General features: G+C 69.8%; 15 protein-coding genes. 4 read left to right on the forward strand and 11 right to left on the reverse strand.

Annotated elements, in window-relative coordinates:
- Positions 1–30: 30 nt before the first annotated feature.
- The gene (locus tag ACYVGQ_RS09535; protein ID WP_460784389.1) at positions 31–315 is read left to right on the forward strand and encodes a hypothetical protein; all 285 of its coding nucleotides are present in this window, start codon (positions 31–33) and stop codon (positions 313–315) included.
- Positions 316–448: 133 nt separating this feature from the next.
- The gene (locus tag ACYVGQ_RS09540; protein WP_460784390.1) at positions 449–1363 is read left to right on the forward strand and encodes a formate/nitrite transporter family protein; all 915 of its coding nucleotides are present in this window, start codon (positions 449–451) and stop codon (positions 1361–1363) included.
- Between the two features lie 110 nt (positions 1364–1473).
- Here ACYVGQ_RS09540 and ACYVGQ_RS09545 read toward each other — a convergent pair whose 3' ends face one another.
- The 5 genes from ACYVGQ_RS09545 to nirB are packed head-to-tail and all read right to left on the reverse strand — an operon-like array spanning position 1474 to position 7445.
- Positions 1474–2151, reverse strand: a complete 678-nt coding sequence (locus ACYVGQ_RS09545) for a sirohydrochlorin chelatase (RefSeq protein ID WP_460784391.1) — start codon at positions 2149–2151, stop codon at positions 1474–1476.
- Positions 2148–3278: a uroporphyrinogen-III synthase gene (locus ACYVGQ_RS09550; protein ID WP_460784392.1), complete on the reverse strand. Its 1131-nt coding sequence runs from the start codon at positions 3276–3278 to the stop codon at positions 2148–2150. The genes ACYVGQ_RS09545 and ACYVGQ_RS09550 overlap by 4 nt, the downstream gene beginning before the upstream one ends.
- A complete protein-coding gene (gene cobA / locus ACYVGQ_RS09555; RefSeq protein ID WP_460784393.1) occupies positions 3275–4510 on the reverse strand; it encodes a uroporphyrinogen-III C-methyltransferase in 1236 nt (411 codons plus the stop codon). Before cobA ends, ACYVGQ_RS09550 begins: the two co-directional genes overlap by 4 nt.
- Complete coding sequence (nirD, locus tag ACYVGQ_RS09560) at positions 4507–4869, reverse strand: nitrite reductase small subunit NirD (RefSeq protein ID WP_460784394.1); 363 nt, start codon at positions 4867–4869, stop codon at positions 4507–4509. The genes cobA and nirD overlap by 4 nt, the downstream gene beginning before the upstream one ends.
- Positions 4866–7445: a nitrite reductase large subunit NirB gene (gene nirB, locus ACYVGQ_RS09565; RefSeq protein ID WP_460784395.1), complete on the reverse strand. Its 2580-nt coding sequence runs from the start codon at positions 7443–7445 to the stop codon at positions 4866–4868. Before nirB ends, nirD begins: the two co-directional genes overlap by 4 nt.
- A gap of 182 nt (positions 7446–7627) precedes the next feature.
- Here nirB and ACYVGQ_RS09570 point away from each other — a divergent pair, with 182 nt between their 5' ends.
- Positions 7628–8992, forward strand: coding sequence for a DUF349 domain-containing protein (locus tag ACYVGQ_RS09570; protein ID WP_460784396.1), 1365 nt, complete (start codon positions 7628–7630; stop codon positions 8990–8992).
- Between the two features lie 73 nt (positions 8993–9065).
- A complete protein-coding gene (locus ACYVGQ_RS09575; protein ID WP_460784397.1) occupies positions 9066–9626 on the forward strand; it encodes a type IV toxin-antitoxin system AbiEi family antitoxin in 561 nt (186 codons plus the stop codon).
- Here ACYVGQ_RS09575 and ACYVGQ_RS09580 read toward each other — a convergent pair.
- The 6 genes from ACYVGQ_RS09580 to ruvA form a co-directional block, all read right to left on the reverse strand.
- Positions 9596–11845: a RelA/SpoT family protein gene (locus ACYVGQ_RS09580; RefSeq protein ID WP_460784398.1), complete on the reverse strand. Its 2250-nt coding sequence runs from the start codon at positions 11843–11845 to the stop codon at positions 9596–9598. The two genes, ACYVGQ_RS09575 and ACYVGQ_RS09580, sit on opposite strands and share 31 nt — an antisense overlap.
- A gap of 68 nt (positions 11846–11913) precedes the next feature.
- Entirely contained in the window at positions 11914–12903 is a 990-nt protein-coding gene (secF, locus tag ACYVGQ_RS09585) for a protein translocase subunit SecF (protein WP_460784399.1), read from the reverse strand.
- A 6-nt stretch (positions 12904–12909) separates the two neighbouring features.
- Positions 12910–14634: a protein translocase subunit SecD gene (secD, locus tag ACYVGQ_RS09590; protein WP_460784400.1), complete on the reverse strand. Its 1725-nt coding sequence runs from the start codon at positions 14632–14634 to the stop codon at positions 12910–12912.
- A 45-nt stretch (positions 14635–14679) separates the two neighbouring features.
- Positions 14680–15069, reverse strand: coding sequence for a preprotein translocase subunit YajC (locus ACYVGQ_RS09595; RefSeq protein WP_460784401.1), 390 nt, complete (start codon positions 15067–15069; stop codon positions 14680–14682).
- A 66-nt stretch (positions 15070–15135) separates the two neighbouring features.
- Entirely contained in the window at positions 15136–16164 is a 1029-nt protein-coding gene (gene ruvB, locus ACYVGQ_RS09600) for a Holliday junction branch migration DNA helicase RuvB (protein WP_460784402.1), read from the reverse strand.
- Complete coding sequence (ruvA, locus tag ACYVGQ_RS09605) at positions 16157–16774, reverse strand: Holliday junction branch migration protein RuvA (protein WP_460784403.1); 618 nt, start codon at positions 16772–16774, stop codon at positions 16157–16159. The genes ruvB and ruvA overlap by 8 nt, the downstream gene beginning before the upstream one ends.
- Positions 16775–16802 lie beyond the last annotated feature (28 nt).

A 16802-nucleotide genomic window follows, 5' to 3' on the forward strand; every position in this document is an offset into this window, starting at 1 on the left:
TGCTGCCTTGAAGACGGAGAAGGGTTCACGATGGCCGGACGCGGTACGAAGAACGCTCAACGCACGCGCACCGATGCGGAGCGCGCCCGCGTCTACGCCGCCCGCACCGCCTGGCACGAGGGACGGATCCGCCGTCGCATCCGGGACAACATCCTCATCGGGGTCATCGGCGGGATCCTCGTCGCGGGAGCCGTCGCCAGTCAGTTCGTGCACGCGCAGGTCACCGCGCCGGAGCCGGAGCCGACCGAGACGAGCACGCCGGGTCCCGCAGTGACCCTGCCTCCGATCGAGACGCCGGCGCCGCCTGCCGAGTGATCCTCACACCGCTCCTCCACGGATGTGCGAGGTTCGCACCAGAGATGTAACCGGGCACGTCCTCGGCTGAAACGACGCTCCTTCACGCTGGACGCAAAGCGAGCCAGAGCGGCTCCCGTCCCGTGGAGGTCCCGTGTCCTACATCACCCCTGCCGATCTCGTCACCCGCATGGTCGACGCCGGCGCCTACAAGATGCAGCTGTCCGCCAGGGACACGCTGCTTCGCGCTTTCATGGGCGCCGCGCTGCTGACGATCGCAGCGGCCTTCGCGGTCACGGTCTCCACGCAGACCGGTCAGCCGCTGCTGGGAGCCGTGCTGTTCCCGATCGGCTTCGTCATCCTGTATCTGTTCGGCTTCGATCTCCTCACCGGCGTCTTCACGCTGGGCCCGCTCGCCGTGATCGATCGGAGGCCGGGTGCCACGATCGGTGCGATGCTGCGCAACTGGGGGCTGGTGTTCGTCGGCAACTTCGGGGGCGCGTTCCTGGTGGCGGTCCTGATGGCGATCTACTTCACCTATGGCTTCTCCACCGAACCCAGCGCCGTCGGTCAGGCGATCGGCGAGATCGGGCACGGACGCACCGTCGGCTACGCCGACCACGGCGCCGCCGGCATGCTGACGCTGTTCATCCGGGGAGTGCTCTGCAACTGGCTGGTCTCCACCGGCGTCGTGCTCTCGATGGTCTCGGACAACGTCCTCGGCAAGATCGTGGCGATGTGGCTGCCCATCATGCTGTTCTTCTACATGGGCTTCGAGCACTCCATCGTGAACATGTTCCTGTTCCCGTCGGGACTGCTCCTGGGAGCCGACTTCACCCTGTGGGACTACCTGATCTGGAATGAGATCCCCACGGTCGTCGGCAACCTCGTCGGCGGCCTGCTGTTCGTCGGCCTGCCGCTGTACCTCACGCATGGGCGGACGAAGGCCCGCACGCCGCGTGCGACGAAGCGCGGCAGCACGAAGACGGACTCGACCGGGCTCCCCGGGATCGTCGAGACCGCATCCACGGCCGTCGAGCGGGATCGGGAACCGGTCGGCGCGCTCTGACGGAACGGGACGAGGAACGGGCGGCCGGGGAATCGGTCGCCCGTTCCTCGCGCTCGGTGCACGACGTCTCGCGGCAACCGCATCATGCGGAAGTCGCGCGAAGGAGACTCTCAGACGGCGCGGAACCGCTCGACGATGACCTCTGCGATGCGCGGATCCGCACCCAGCGGCTCCGAGACGACGTCGGCGCCCGCCGCCCGCACGAGTCCGGCGAAATGTCCGGGAGCAAGCACATGGCTGGCGGCGATCACGCGGGCGGCTCCGCGGTCGCGCGCAGTGGCCACGGCGTCGGCGATGCGCGGTTCGACGGCCGAGGCGTAGCCGATGCTGACCGGCGCGGGGATGAGCCCTGCCAGGTGACGTGCGGCCTCCTCGACATCGGCGGCCGCGGCGGGATTGCTGGACCCCGCCGCCGCGAGCACGACGCGATCGCCCCGCAGCCAGACGTCTCCCACAGCAGCGCGGAGACGTGTGGCGAGCACCTGCGCGAGGAGAGGATGGGTGCCGAGCGGAGCCGCCTGCCTGGCGTTCGGGTGTCGCGCGACGGCTCCGGCGATGTCGACGGCGGTGTGGAATCCCGCGGACAGCAGCAGCGGGACCACGACGACGTCGTCGAATGATGCCTCGCGGTCGACGACCGTGCCGACGTCGGGGTCCTGCACATCGACGAACGCCTGCACGACCTTCGTCTCCGGCGCCCGCGCGCGTACCTGCTCGACGACATCCGCGACGACACGACGCCCCTCCGCCGAGCCCGTGCCGTGCGAGCAGGCGATGAGCGTGGTCATGCGGTCTCCTCCACGGCGAGGCGATAGCCGCGCTTGATGACGGTCTGCACGGCGGCAGGACAGCCGAGAGCCTCACGCAGGCGTCCGACCGCGACTTCGACGGCGTGCGCATTCTCCCCGCCGCGCGGCAGGGCACGGCCGAGCTCCTCGCGCGACAGCACGCGCCCTTTGGCGTCGAACAACGCTCCGAGAACACTCGCGGAGGCGCGGGACAGCGGGACGAAGGATCCGTCGACCAGCGCCCCACCGCTGCGCACCTCGACGGTGCCCGCTACGGTCCTCAGCCGCGGCGCCCTCCCTCCGCCGAAGTAGTCGATCACGCAGCGCGCAAGCGAACCGAGCCTCCCGCGAGCCGCGAGCGCGGTGCGCAGCCGCGCCGCGTCGAGCGGAGCCGCCGTGATCGGGCCGACCGCCGCCAGGAGCAGACGCCCGGAGTCCGCGCGCATCCGCACGGCATCGAGCACGCGTGCACGTTCCGCCGTCCTTATCCATTCCGCGGCGCCCGGCGCGGACGTGAACAGGACCGCATCGACTTCCCCGGACGCCGCCTGCACCACGGAGCGGTGCACGATCTGCGGGTCGGGCGGCGGCCCCCAGCGGTACACCGTGATGCTCACGACCTCTGCGCCGTGCGCCGACATGAGCTCGTCCAGCCCGTCGGCGCCCGCACCGTGGTGCTGGACGGCCACCCGCTTGCCTGCGACGCCGATACCGGTGAGGTACTCGCCCACCTCCGCAGCGGTCTCGGACTCCGCGACCCAGTCGGCGGCGAACCCGGCCTGCTGGATGGCGCCGTGCGCCTTCGGCCCCCTCGCGACGAACAGCGTCGAGCCCAGCGCGGTCGCGAGCTGCTCGGCGAGATCGTTCTCGTGCGCTGCGTCCATCCAGCCCCGGAACCCCACCCCCGTCGTGACGATCACGATGTCCGGCGGTTCGGCGATGAGCTCGCGCGTGCGCGCCAAGAGCTGCTCGTCGTCCTCGTTCGGCACGATGCTGAGCGCTGGAGCACGATATGCCTGGCCGCCTCGCCGCTCCAGGGCACTGGCGAGATCTGCGGCTCGCCGATCCGCCGCGATCACGATCGTGCACCCGATCAGAGCGGCATCCAGCAGTCGTGGACTCGTCACGCCGAAGATGCCTCGCTCAGGACGCCCTTCGGCAGCAGCAGGTCCGCGCGCGCCACTTCGCCGACCACGATGACGGCGGGGCTTCGCAGTCCGACGGCGGCGGCATCCTCGATCGCACGGCCGAGGGTCGTGCGTGTGGTGCGCTGCTGAGAGGTGTGCCCATTCTCGACGAACGCCATCGGTCGATCGGCAGCGATTCCGTGGCCGAGCGCGGTCTCAACGAGGCGGTCGAGGACGGCGACGCCCATCAGGACCACCGTCGTGACCGTGCTGTCCGCCATGGCTTCGAGGGTAGTCGCTCCGATGGGGCCCTGACCATTCACCACGTGGAAGGCCGCAGCGGTGCCGCGATGGGTCACAGGGATGCCGGCCGCCTGCGGAACGGCGATCGCGCTCGATGGAGCGGGAGTGACCTCCACGGCGATGCCAGCCTCCAGGCATGCCTGCATCTCCTCGCCGCCGCGCCCGAAGACGAAGGGATCGCCGCCCTTGAGCCGCACGACCCGCTTGCCACGGGCCGCCCGGTCTACGAGGATCCGGTTGATCTCCTCCTGCGGCACCGGGTGCGAGCCCGGCGTCTTGCCCACATCGATCACCTCCACATGGGGATCCAGCCCCTGCAACACCTCCGTCGTCGGGCCGAGGCGGTCGGCGACGATGACATCCGCCTCCGCGATCAACCGGCGTGCGCGCACCGTCATCAGATCCACCGGGCCTGGGCCGCCGCCGACAAGGTCGACGCGGCCGACGCGGCTGCCGCGTCGACGGCGCATCGGCAGATGTCCGGTCATGACCATGTCGCCGATCGCATCGCGGATGGCAGCCGATCGTCGCGGGTCCGCACCGACGGTGCTCGTCACCGCGATCGTCACGTCACCGCTGTCGAGCTGGGCGGTCAGGCGCGCGGTGCCGTGGGCGCCGTCGCTCGCGTTGATGCACAGAATGCGTTCCGCCTCGCTGCGGGCGGCCACCTCGCGGTCCACCCGCACATCGCCGGTCGCGGTGTGCACGAGCCATGCGCCGTCCAGATCGGCGGGGTGGAACCTCCTCGCCTCCCATGGGACGTCGTGGCGCTGGACGAGCGCCGCCGTCTCGGCATGCAGCTCGGGGGCGACGATGCGCGTGAGGGCGCCCTCGGCGAGGAAGCGCCGCAGGCGCTGTGCCGCGACGGGGCCGCCGCCGACGAGCAGGACATCGCGTCCGGTGAGCGAGACGCCGAGCATGACGGTCATCGCCGCTCCTCCGGAGTCAGGAAGACGTCTCCGCCACGCACGACGACCTCCCACACGCGCAACGCGATGGGGTCCTTGCCCTGGGCGTCCAGGCAATCGCCGGTACGCAGATCGAACACCTGCTTGTGCATCGGGGAGGCGATGGTAGGGGCATCGCCTCTGGTTCCGACGATACCCCGGGAGATCACGTTCGCCGCGCTGTAAGGGTCGAAGTTGGACACGGCGTGCACCGAGCCGTCCGCGAGCAGGAACAGCGCGATCTGGATGGCGCCGAACAGAGCCGCTCTGCCGCGCTCCACCTCGAGGTCGCCGACGGCGCACACGCGCACCAGGGCGTCGGTCTCGGCTGCGATGGTCATCGACGCACCTCCAGAGTCGTCCCGGCTATGAGGACGGATCCTTCCGCGCGCTCCTGCGCGGTGGCCGGGCGGACCTGGCCGCGCTCGGGCACGTAGGCGAGGGAGGGGTCGGGAGTGTCTCTCGCATTGACGAAGGGCTCGAAGCGGCGCAGCTTCTCAGGGTCGCGCAGCGTGGCGGCCCACTCGTCCTCGTAGCGGTCCACGTGCGCCGCCATCGCCGTGTCGAGGTCTTCGCAGATGCCGAGGCTGTCCTCGAAGATGACCCGCTTGAGCCCTTCGAGACCGCCCTCCAGCTCCTCGCACCAGCCGGCCGTGCGCTGAAGCCGATCGGCCGTGCGGATGTAGTACATGAAGAACCGGTCGATGGCCCGGATGAGCTGCTCGTCGTCCAGCTCGGAGGCCAGCAGCTGCGCGTGCTTCGGCGAGAAGCCGCCGTTACCGCCGACGTACATGTTCCAGCCGGTCTCCGTCGCGATCACGCCGACGTCCTTCGAGCGCGCCTCCGCGCACTCCCTGGCGCAGCCCGATACCCCCACTTTGAGCTTGTGCGGCGACCGCAGACCCCGATAGCGCAGTTCCAGCCTCACGGCCATGCCCACCGAGTCCAGCACCCCGTAGCGACACCAGGTGGACCCCACGCACGACTTCACCGTGCGCAGCGCCTTGCCGTACGCCTGGCCGGACTCGAACCCGGCATCCACCAGCTGCCGCCAGATCTGCGGGAGCTGCTCGAGACGCGCGCCGAACATGTCGATGCGCTGGCCGCCGGTGATCTTCGTGTACAGGCCGTACTCGTCCGCGATGCGGCCGATAGCGATGAGGCCGGCGGGAGTGACCTCGCCGCCAGGCATGCGCGGCACCACCGAATAGGTGCCGTCCTTCTGCATGTTCGCCATGACGTGGTCGTTGGTGTCCTGCAGGGCGGCATTCTCGCCGTCGAGGACGTGCTCACCGACCAGCACGGCGAGAATGCTCGCCATAGCCGGCTTGCAGACGTCGCAGCCGCGGCCTCGCCCGAAGCGCGCGACGACCGCGCTGAAGGTGGTGAGCCGGGAGACCCGCACGGCGTCGAAGAGCTGACGGCGGGACATGTCGAAGTGCTCGCAGAGCGCAGGGGACGCGACATGGCCCATCTTCGTCAGCTCCTGGCCGACGATCTTCTTCATCATGAAGATGCACGAGCCGCAGGTCGCGCCCGCCTTGGTGCACGTCTTCACCGCATCCGCATCCATGCAGCCCTCGTCATGCACGGCCCCGCGGATACGGCCGGCGGTCACGTTGGAGCAGGAGCAGACGACGGCCTCGTCCGGCAGCTCTCCGCCAGGGGCGTCGACGCCGCCCTCCGGCACGAGATAGGCGGCGGGATCGGCGCCCAGCGGCGCACCGACGAGCGGGCGCAGCGATCCGTACGCGGACGCGTCGCCGACGAGGATGCCGCCGAGCAGCGTCTTCGCGTCGTCGGAGAGCACGAGCTTCTTGTAGACGCCGGACACCGGGTCGGCAAACACCACGTCCAGAGCGTTCGGCGTCGTCGCCATGGCATCGCCGAAGCTCGCCACGTCCACGCCGGAGAGCTTCAGCTTGGCGGACTCGTCGTAGCCGGGGAAGGTCGCATCGCCGCCGAGCAGGCGGGTCGCGGCGACCTCAGCCATCGCGTAGCCGGGGGCGACGAGGCCCACCGAGCGACCGTCGAAGTTGGCGACCTCGCCGATGGCGAGGATGTGCTCGTCCGCCGTGCGGCAGCGCTCGTCGATGAGCACCCCGCCGGCGGGGTGTACGGGCAGCTCCGCCGCGCGCGCGAGCTCGTCGCGGGGCCGCACGCCGACGGTGAAGACGACGATGTCGGCCGCGTGCATGCTGCCGTCCTGGAACTGCAGCGCGGCGACCGACCCGGAGGCGTCCGGGTCCAATCGCGTGGTGCGGCTCTGGGTGCGCACCGAGATGCCGCGGGCCTCGATGAGCCGGCGCAGCATCGTGCCGCCCGCGAGATCGAGCTGTGCGGACATCAGCCGGTCGGAGGACTGCACGACGGTGCAGTCGACCTCGAGGCCCTGCAGCGCGCCCGCGGCCTCCAGACCGAGGAGCCCGCCGCCGACGACCGCGCCGCGCAGCGGCCTGCCCAGTTCCGCGCCGCGTGCCGTCACGTACTCGCGCATCGCTGCGACGTCGTCGAGCGTGCGGTAGACGAAGCACCCGCGCAGATCCGATCCGTCCACGGCGACGCGCGCGGCGTACGAGCCCGTCGCCAGCACGAGCGTGTCGTAGGCGTGCTCGACGCCGGAGCGCGTGCGCACGGTGCGCGCCTTGCGGTCGATGCGCGTCGCGCGATCCCCGCCGATGAAGCGGACCCGATCGTCCGCGAGCACGGCGGGATCGAGGGTGAGATCCTCCGGGGTGGCACCGGAGAAGAACGATGTCAGGCCGACCCGGTCATAGGGGTTGCGCCCCTCGTCGCCGAGCACCGTGACGGACACCGTCGACTCCGCGCGGCTGAGCAGGCTCTCCACGAAGCGATGCGCGACCATTCCCGCGCCGACCACCAGCACGTCGCTCGTTGTCTGTCCCGATTCGATCACGGAGCCTCCTCATTCGGTGCTCCCGACGGTAGGTCCACCGTGTTTCACGAACAGGCGGGCCATCGTTACACGGATCGAACGATCTGCTCACATCCGTGTCACGATCTTGTGAAAGCCGTCGCATACTAGGCTGATCACCGTCCCTTCCCACTCCCGCGGAACGACCGCGCAAGGAGAGCAACGTGTCTGCCACCGATTCCCCGAAGCCGACTCCCCCCGTCCCGACGCCGCCCGTGCCCGCGCCCCCGCGTGTGCCCGCGCCCCCGCGCACGCCCATCGCGCCGAAGCCGCCCGTCGTCTCGCAGGCGCCGACGATCGAAGGCGCCGCCGATTGGGGCAGAGCCGCCGAGGACGGCACCGTCGAAGTGCGCGAGGGCGAGACCTGGCGCGTCGTCGGACAGTACCCTGATGCGAGCGGCGACGAGGCGATCGCCTACTTCGTCCGCAAGTTCGAGGACCTGGCGTTCAAGGTGTCGACGCTCGAGCAGCGTCTCGCCGGTGGCGGAGCCGCAGCCGGCGAGCTCACCGCTCAGGCCGCGCACCTCGTCGCCGAGGTGACGGATGCGGCCGCCGTCGGCGACCTCGCGAGCCTCCGTGAGCGTCTCGAGATCCTCACGGCCTCGCTCGCCGAGGCCAGCGCGGCCGAGGCGCAGCTGGCCAAGGAGCAGCTCGACGCGGCCATCGCCGAGCGCACGGTGATCGTGGAGAAGGCCGAGGCCGTCGCCGCGCGCGATCTCTCCCAGGCGCACTGGAAGCAGGTCACGGCCGAGATCACCGAGCTGTTCGACGCGTGGCAGTCCCAGCAGCAGAGCGGGCCGCGTCTGCCGAAGTCGGTGTCGCAGCAGCTCTGGAAGCGATTCCGCGACGCACGCGCCACCGTCGATCGTCAGCGCCGTGCGTTCTTCGCAGAGCTCGACGAGACCCACAAGTCGGCGAGGGACGTCAAGTCCCGCCTCGTCGAGCGCGCCGAGGCACTCGCCCCCCGTGGCGTGGACGGCATCCCCGCGTATCGCTCGCTGCTGGACGAGTGGAAGGCCGCCGGCCGCGCAGGCCGCAAGGTCGATGACGCGCTGTGGGCGAGGTTCAAGGCGGCAGGCGACGCCCTCTATCAGGCGCGCGCCGATCAGACCGCCGCGGAGGAGGCCGACTCCGCCCCGAGGATCGAGGCCCGCACCGCGCTCCTCGAGGAGGCCAAGGCGGTCGCCGACGAGCCGAGCATCAAGGCCGCGCGCGCCCTGCTGACCCGCATCCAGCGGCAATGGGACGAGGTCGGCCGGATCTTCCCGCGGGAGCGGGAGCGTGCGCTGGACGACAAGCTCCGCGTCATCGAGCAGGCGCTCAAGGCCCGCGAGGACGTGGACTGGAAGAAGAACAACCCGGAGACGAAGGCGCGGGCGAACGACATGAGCCAGCAGCTCCTGGACGTCATCGAGAAGCTCGAGGCCGAAGAGGCCGCCGCCACGAAGGCCGGCGACAAGAAGGCCGCGGCCGCCGCGGCCGAGGCGATCGCCGCACGAAAGGCATGGCTGAACGCGCTGGGCGGCTGAGCCCTCCCGAGTCGTTCTCCACAGAAGGCGCCCTCCGGTCCCGCCGGAGGGCGCCTTCGTGCACACTGGCGGCATGCGCACCGCGTTCGTCTACCACCCCGGCCTCCCGCTCTCGGCGGCCGAGCTCACGGCATGCCGGCTCGACGGGCTCCTGCACGAGGTCGGCGACGGGTACCTGCCCGCCGACATCCCGGAGTCGGCCGCCGCCAGAGCGGCCTCGCTCGCTCTCCTGCTGCGGCCGGAGCTCGCCGCCGCAGGCCCCAGCGCGGCCTGGATCCACGGCGCGGGCGACGCCGCGCCGGTGCGCCATCACGCCAGACCGGCGACACGACGTCGGCTGCGCGCGCCGTCGACCGCACGTCTGCGGGTGCACGAGACCGTGGTCGCCGACGGCGACCTGATCACGATCGGCGGCATCGGCGTCGTCGGCCCTGTGGAGACGCTGATCGATCTCGCGCGCGGGATGGCGGGGAGCACGTCGGGCGCATGGCTGTCCGCGCTGGCGCAGTCCCGGCCGGGGGCGACAGAGGCCGCCCTCGCCAGGCTTCACGCGCGCCGGCGTCTGCCGGGCAAGCACGCCGCCGTGTCGGCGCTGGAACGCGCCTACGAGGACGTCACGCGGTACACGTCGTAGACCGCATCGATGCGGCGGACCGCATTGAGCACCCTGTCGAGGTGCACGGCGTCGCCCATCTCGAACACGAACCTGCTCAGCGCCAGCCGCTCGTCCGTGGTCTGCACGGTCGCGGAGAGGATGTTCACATGATGCTCGCTGAGGACGCGGGTCACGTCCGAGAGGAGGCCGGAGCGGTCCAGCGCCTCGACCTGGATCTGCACGCGGAACACGCTCTTCGTGGTCGGAGCCCACTCCACGTCGACGAAGCGCTCCTTGTCCTCCGCTCCGAGAGCCTTGACGTTGACGCAGTCCGCCCTGTGCACCGAGACCCCGCTGCCGCGCGTCACGAATCCGACGATCGGGTCGCCGGGAACGGGCGTGCAGCACTTCGCGAGCTTCACGAGGATGTCCGCCGCGCCGCGCACCAGGATCCCTGAATCCCCGGTCCGAGATTCCCGCACCGGCATCGCCGGCAGGTCGATGGCGCCGGTGGAGGTGTCCTCGTCCGCCACGAGCGCTGTGACCTTCTCGATCACCGACTGCGTCGAGATGTGCCCTTCCCCCACCGCCGCGTAGAGGCCTGCGACGTCCTCATAGTGCAGCTGACGGGCGAGCTCGGAGAACGACTCCTGGCTCATCAGGCGCTGCAGCGGCAGGTTCTGTCGGCGCATCGCGCGGGCGATCGCCTCCTTGCCCTGCTCGATCGCCTCCTCGCGGCGCTCCTTGGTGAACCAGCCCCTGATCTTGTTGCGCGCGCGGGTGCTCTTGACGAATCCGAGCCAGTCCTGACTGGGGCCGGCATCCGGGTTCTTCGAGGTGAACACCTCGACCACGTCTCCGCTGCTCAGGACCGACTCGAGCGGCACGAGACGCCCGTTCACCTTCGCGCCCATCGTGCGGTGGCCGATCTCCGTGTGCACGGCGTAGGCGAAGTCCACCGGCGTCGCGCCGGCGGGCAGGCCGATGACCCGTCCCTTCGGAGTGAAGACGTAGACCTCCTTGGCGCCGATCTCGAACCGGAGCGAGTCGAGGAACTCGCCGGGATCCGCGGTCTCGGCCTGCCAGTCCGAGATGTGGGCGAGCCAGGCCATGTCCGTGTCGGAGGCGCGCATCTCGGTCTTGCCGCCGTTCATCCGCTCCTTGTACATCCAGTGCGCCGCCACGCCGAACTCGGCCTGCTGGTGCATCTCGTGCGTGCGGATCTGGATCTCCACCGTCCGGCCGCTCGGGCCGATCACCGTGGTGTGCAGGGACTGGTAGAGGTTGAACTTCGGGGTGGCGATGTAGTCCTTGAAGCGGCCGGGCAGCGGTGTCCAGCGGGCGTGGATCGCACCGAGCACCGCGTAGCAGTCGCGCACGGAGGCCACGAGGACGCGGATGCCGATGAGGTCGTAGATGTCGTCGAACTCGCGTCCGCGGACCACCATCTTCTGGTAGACGGAGTAGAGCTGCTTGGGCCGGCCGACGACCCTGCCGCGGAGCCGGAGGTCCCTGAGGTCCTCGTCGATCGCCTCGATGACCTGCTGGAGGTATTTCTCGCGCTGCGGGGTCCGCTGCGCAATGAGGCTGTTGATCTCCGCGTAGATCTTCGGATGCAGCACCGCGAAGGAGAGGTCCTCGAGCTCGGACTTGATCGCCTGGATGCCAAGGCGATGCGCGAGCGGCGCGTAGATCTCGAGCGTCTCCTTGGCCTTCTTCTCCGCCTTCTCCGGAGGGACGAAGCCCCAGGTGCGCGCGTTATGCAGGCGATCGGCGAGCTTGATGAGCAGCACGCGGATGTCCTTGGACATCGCAACGATCATCTTGCGGACCGTCTCGGCCTGCGCGCTCTCCCCGTACTTGACCTTGTCGAGCTTGGTCACGCCGTCCACGAGCATGGCGACCTCGTCGCCGAAGGCCTCGGTCAGCTCGCTGAGGGCGTAGCCGGTGTCCTCGACCGTGTCGTGCAGGAGAGCCGCCGCGATCGCGCGGGGGCCGAGGCCCAGCTCGGCGAGGATCTGGGCGACCGCGAGGGGGTGCGTGATGTACGGCTCGCCGCTCTGGCGCTTCTGCCCCGCGTGCTTCTCCTTGGCGACCGCATACGCACGGTCGATGATCGCAAGGTCGCCCTTGGGGTGGTTGGCCCTGACGGTGCGGGTCAGCGCGTCGAGGTCGTCGATGCGGGGCGCGCGCGAGAAGATGCGGGGTACGAGTCTTCTGAGACTGGATCCCTGCGTCTGCGTGTTCGCCTCCGCCATCGACTACCTCCTGGGCTCTGCAATCCTACGCGCCTGGACGAGGCCCCGGCCCCGTCGATGCAGAGCCGTCACACCGTCTCGACAGAGCGCGAGCGCGTCTCCAGGATGCGCGCGTCGCGCGCGGCGATCTGCGGCTCCTTCTCGCGGAACAGCGAGTACAGCGGCGCCGCGACGAAGAGCGTCGAGTAGGTCGCGACCAGGATGCCGACGAAGATCGACAGCGAGATGTCGGTGAGCGTCTCCGCGCCGAGCCAGAAGGATCCGATGAACAGGATCGCGCCGACCGGCAGCGCGGCCACGATCGAGGTGTTGATCGAGCGGACCAGCGTCTGGTTGACCGCGAGGTTCACGGACTCCCCGAACAGACGGGAGGACTTCTCGCCGTCCTCGGTGGTGTTCTCCCTGATCTTGTCGAAGACGACGGTGGTGTCGTAGAGGGAGTACGCCAGGATCGTGAGGAAGCCGATGACCGCGGCGGGGGAGATCTCGAAGCCCGAGACGGCGTAGACGCCGACCGTGATCACGAGCACGTCGAGCAGGCCGATGATCGCGGCCGCCGACATCTTCCAGGTGCGGAAGTAGATCGCGAGGATGAGGAAGGTCAGGGCGAGGAAGATCGCCAGGCCCCAGAGCGACTGCCGCGTGACGTTCTCGCCCCAGGCCGGGCCGATGAACGAAGACGTCACCTCGTCCGCCGACACGCCGTACGCATCGGCGAGGGCCGCGGAGACCTGCTGCGTCCGGGTGTCGTCGAGCTGATCGGTCTGGACGCGGATGTCCGTGCCGTTGACGATGACGATCTTCGTCGTCGCCCCGGGGACGACCTCGTGCACGGCATCCGAGGCGAGCGACTGATCGATGCTGTCCGGCGCCGTGACGGTGAACTGCGACCCGCCGGTGAACTCGATGGAGAACTGCGGCGGACGGATGAACAGCATCAGCGCGGAGCCGACGACGAGCACGATCGCGACGATGAACCACAGACCGCGGCGGCCGACGAACGGGAACGAGGTCTTGCCCGTGTAGAGGTTGTTGCCGAACTCATTCATGGAGAACATCAGCCGTCACTCCCCCTTCTCGCCGCTGGTCGTGGGTTCGGAGGCGAGCGCCTCCGCCCTCTTGCGCTCGGCGATGGTCTGCCGCCGATCCGCTTCCGCTCTCGAGCGCGCGTTGCGCGCCGCGCGTCCGGCGGTCGCGGTCTCCACCTCGCGGAACTGCGTGCGGGTGCGGTAGACGGCGCCCAGCGACTCCGGATCGAGACCGGAGAGCCGATGCCCGCCGCCGAAGAACTTCGTCCGCGCGAGCAGCTGCATGACCGGGTGCGTGAAGATCACGAAGATGAAGACATCGATCAGGGTCGTGAGCCCCAGCGTGAACGCGAAGCCCTTCACCGTGGCGTCGGCCAGGATGTACAGCACGACCGCGGCGAGGATGTTGATCGACTTGGAGATGTAGATCGTGCGCTTGGCGCGGCCCCAGCCGTCCTCGACGGATGCCGTGATCGACTTCCCGTCTCGCAGCTCGTCCCTTATTCGCTCGAAGTAGACGATGAACGAGTCCGCCGTGAATCCGATGGACACGATCAGGCCCGCGACGCCGGCGAGCGACAGGCGATAGCCGAGGCGCCAGGCGAGGATGCAGATGATGATGTATGTGAGCACGCCCATCACCGCGATCGACGCGATGATCACCCAGCCGAGCGCCCGGTAGCTGAGCAGCGAGTACAGCGCGACGAGCCCGAGTCCGATGAGCCCGGCGATGAGGCCGATCTGCAGCTGCTGCGTGCCGAGCGTGGCGGAGACGGTGTCGGAGCTCTCCACGGTGAAGCTCAGCGGCAGCGCGCCGTACCTCAGCTGATCCGCCAGAGCCGTCGCGGACTCCTGCGTGAAGCTGCCCGAGATGGAGGGACGGCCGTTGGTGATGACGCCGTTCATCTGAGGCGCGGAGATGACGGAGCCGTCGAGCACGAACGCGAACTGGTCGCGCGGGCTGAGCCCCGCGAGCTGGTTCTGGTAGAGGCGCTGGCTGATCTCGCCGAAGACCGTTGTGCCTTCGTCGTCGAAGTCGAGCTGGACGACCCAGGCGGCCGAGCGCTGATCGCGACCGGCGGAGGCGTCGGCGATGGAGTCCCCGGTGAGCTCGACGGGGCCGAGCAGGTACTTGACCGTGTTCGTCGGATCGCAGGCGATCAGCGGCTGGTCCGCCGGCCCGCTCGCCGGGTCGTTCGCCGGATCCGAGCAGTCGTACGCGAGCACCTCGGCGCTGAGCTTCTCCGTGACCCAGGCGGGGTCGCTGCCGTCGGTCGGCGCCGGGGTGGGCACGTCGTCGAGCGTCGGGTCGGGCGTCGGATACGGGGTGCTGTTGCCGTCCTCGCCGACGAAGGACGTCGCCGCCTCGGTCGTCAGGATGACCGATCGCAGCTCGAGCTGCGCACTGGCCTGGATGCGGTCGCGCGTGGCCTGATCGGCCGGGCCGGGGATCTGGACGACGATGTTTCGTCCGCCCTCGGTGGTGATGTCCGCCTCGGCGACGCCCGAGGCGTCGACGCGCTGCCGGATGATCGCGGCGGCCTGGTCGAGCTGCTCCTGCGTCGGGTCCGCGCCGTCCTCCGTCACCGCGCTGAGGATGATCTGCGTCCCCCCCTGCAGATCGAGCGCCAGTTCGGGAGCCCACGAGCTCTTCTGGAAGCCGTAGACGCCGACGGCGTTGATGCCGAAGAGCGCAGCGGTGACGAGGAGCAGACCGAGCAGGACCCGCCACGCATGGCGGGTCGGGGTGGATGAGGCCACGGGTGTCGCGCTTTCTAAGAGGCCGGAAGGCGGTCGAGCGAGGACTTACTTGTCGTCGGCGTCGCGCTCGAGGCGAGCGCGGGTCTCCTCCGGAGTCTCGACCGACACGAAGGAGGTGTCCTCCTCGGACTCCGTCTCGGCGTCGTCCGATTCCTCGGTCGCATCCTCAGGCTCGACAATACGCAGAATGGCCTGGCTGTGCACCTCGACGACGGCGCCGGGGGCGAGCTCGACGAGCGCGGGCTTGTCGAGGTTCTCCGGATCGAAGGCCACGATCGTGCCGTAGAGGCCGCCCTGCAGCATGACCTTCGCACCCGGAACGGTCTTGGCCGCCTTCTCCTCGCGTTCCGCGGCCATCTGCTTGTTGCGCCTGCGCGTGTTGAAGAACATGAACACGATCAGGACGGCGAGGAGACCGAACAGCACAATTTCCATCAGGGGAACCTTTCGGGACGCACGCGTCCGAGCGTACGAGAGGGGTCGGGGGGAAGCCTTCAGTGATTATAGGTCATCGAACAATGCGGCCCCCTCGGGATGCACGACCCCGAGATGCGCATAGGCCTCGGGCATCGCCACCCTGCCTCGCGGCGTGCGGCCGAGGAAGCCGATGCGGACGAGATAGGGCTCGACCACGCTCTCCACGGTCTCAGCCTCCTCCCCCACGGCCACGGCGAGGGTGCTGAGTCCGACGGGTCCTCCTCGGAAACGACGGACGAGGGTGTCGAGAACGGCCCTGTCGAGCCTGTCGAGCCCGATCGCGTCGACGTCGTACAGCTCGAGCGCCGCGCGGACGTCCTCGACGGAGGCCGTGTCGCGGGCGCCGTGCACGAGGGCGTAGTCGCGCACGCGGCGCAGCAGGCGGTTGGCGATACGGGGCGTGCCGCGGGAGCGACGGGCGATCTCGGAACGGGCGTCCTCCGGCAGCTGCACGCCCAGCACGAGAGCGGATCGGGCGATCACCCTTTCGAGATCGGAGTCCTCGTAGAACTCCAGGTGCCCGGTGAAGCCGAAGCGGTCGCGCAGCGGGTTCGGGAGCAGACCCGACCGCGTCGTCGCGCCGACCAGCGTGAACGGGGCGAGGTCCAGGGGGATGCTGGTGGCGCCCGCGCCTTTGCCGACCATGATGTCGATGCGGAAGTCCTCCATCGCGAGATAGAGCATCTCCTCGGCCGAGCGCGCCATGCGATGGATCTCGTCGATGAAGAGCACCTCGCCGGGGACGAGGCTCGAGAGCAGCGCGGCGAGGTCGCCGGCGTGCTGGATCGCGGGACCGCTGCTGAGGCGCAGCGGACGCTCGCTCTCGTGGGCGACGATCATCGCCAGCGTGGTCTTGCCGAGACCGGGAGGGCCTGCGAGCAGGATGTGGTCGGCCGGACGCTGCTGGATGCGCGCCGCCTCGAGCAGCAGCTGCAGCTGACCGCGGACCTTGGGCTGCCCGACGAACTCCCCCAGGCTCGTCGGACGCAGCGCGCCTTCGATCGCGAGCTCCGTCTCGTCGACGGGCTCCGAGGCGTCGAGCTCGTCAGCCACGTGCGCCCCCCTGCGCGGGGCCCAGCAGGGCCAGCGTGCGCCGCAGGAGCGCCGCGACCGAGGACTGCTCGGCCTCCGTCGACTGCTCGAAGGTCTGCGCCGCGGCCTCCGCTGCGACCTTCTCGGACCAGCCGAGCCCGACGAGCGCCGCCGTGACCTGACCGGCGATGTCGACGGCCGTCGCGGGAGTCCTGCGCGCCGGCGCCGCCACGGCGTGCACCTTGCCCGCGAGCTGCAGGACGATGAGCTTCGCCGTCTTCGGCCCGATGCCGGACACGCGCCGGAACGGGGCATCGTCCTCCGTCGTGACCGCCTCGGCGATCTGGTCGACCGTGAGGTGCGACAGCACGCCGAGCGCGGACTTCGGCCCCACGCCCGTCACGCCGACGAGCAGCCCGAAGATCTCCAGCTCGTCGCGTTCGGCGAAGCCGAAGAGCGACAGCGAGTCCTCCCGCACGATGAGGCTCGTGTGCAGGCGCAGCTGCTCCCCCACGCGCGCGGTGTGCGCCACATCGGCGGGGACGGCGACCGAGAGCCCGACGCCCCCCACCTCGACGACGACCTGGTCGGACGTGGCATGCAGGACGACGCCGTGCAGGGAGGAGATCATCTCCCCACCTTACGACGCCACATCGTAG

The sequence above is a fragment of the Microbacterium tumbae genome (assembly GCF_054780175.1).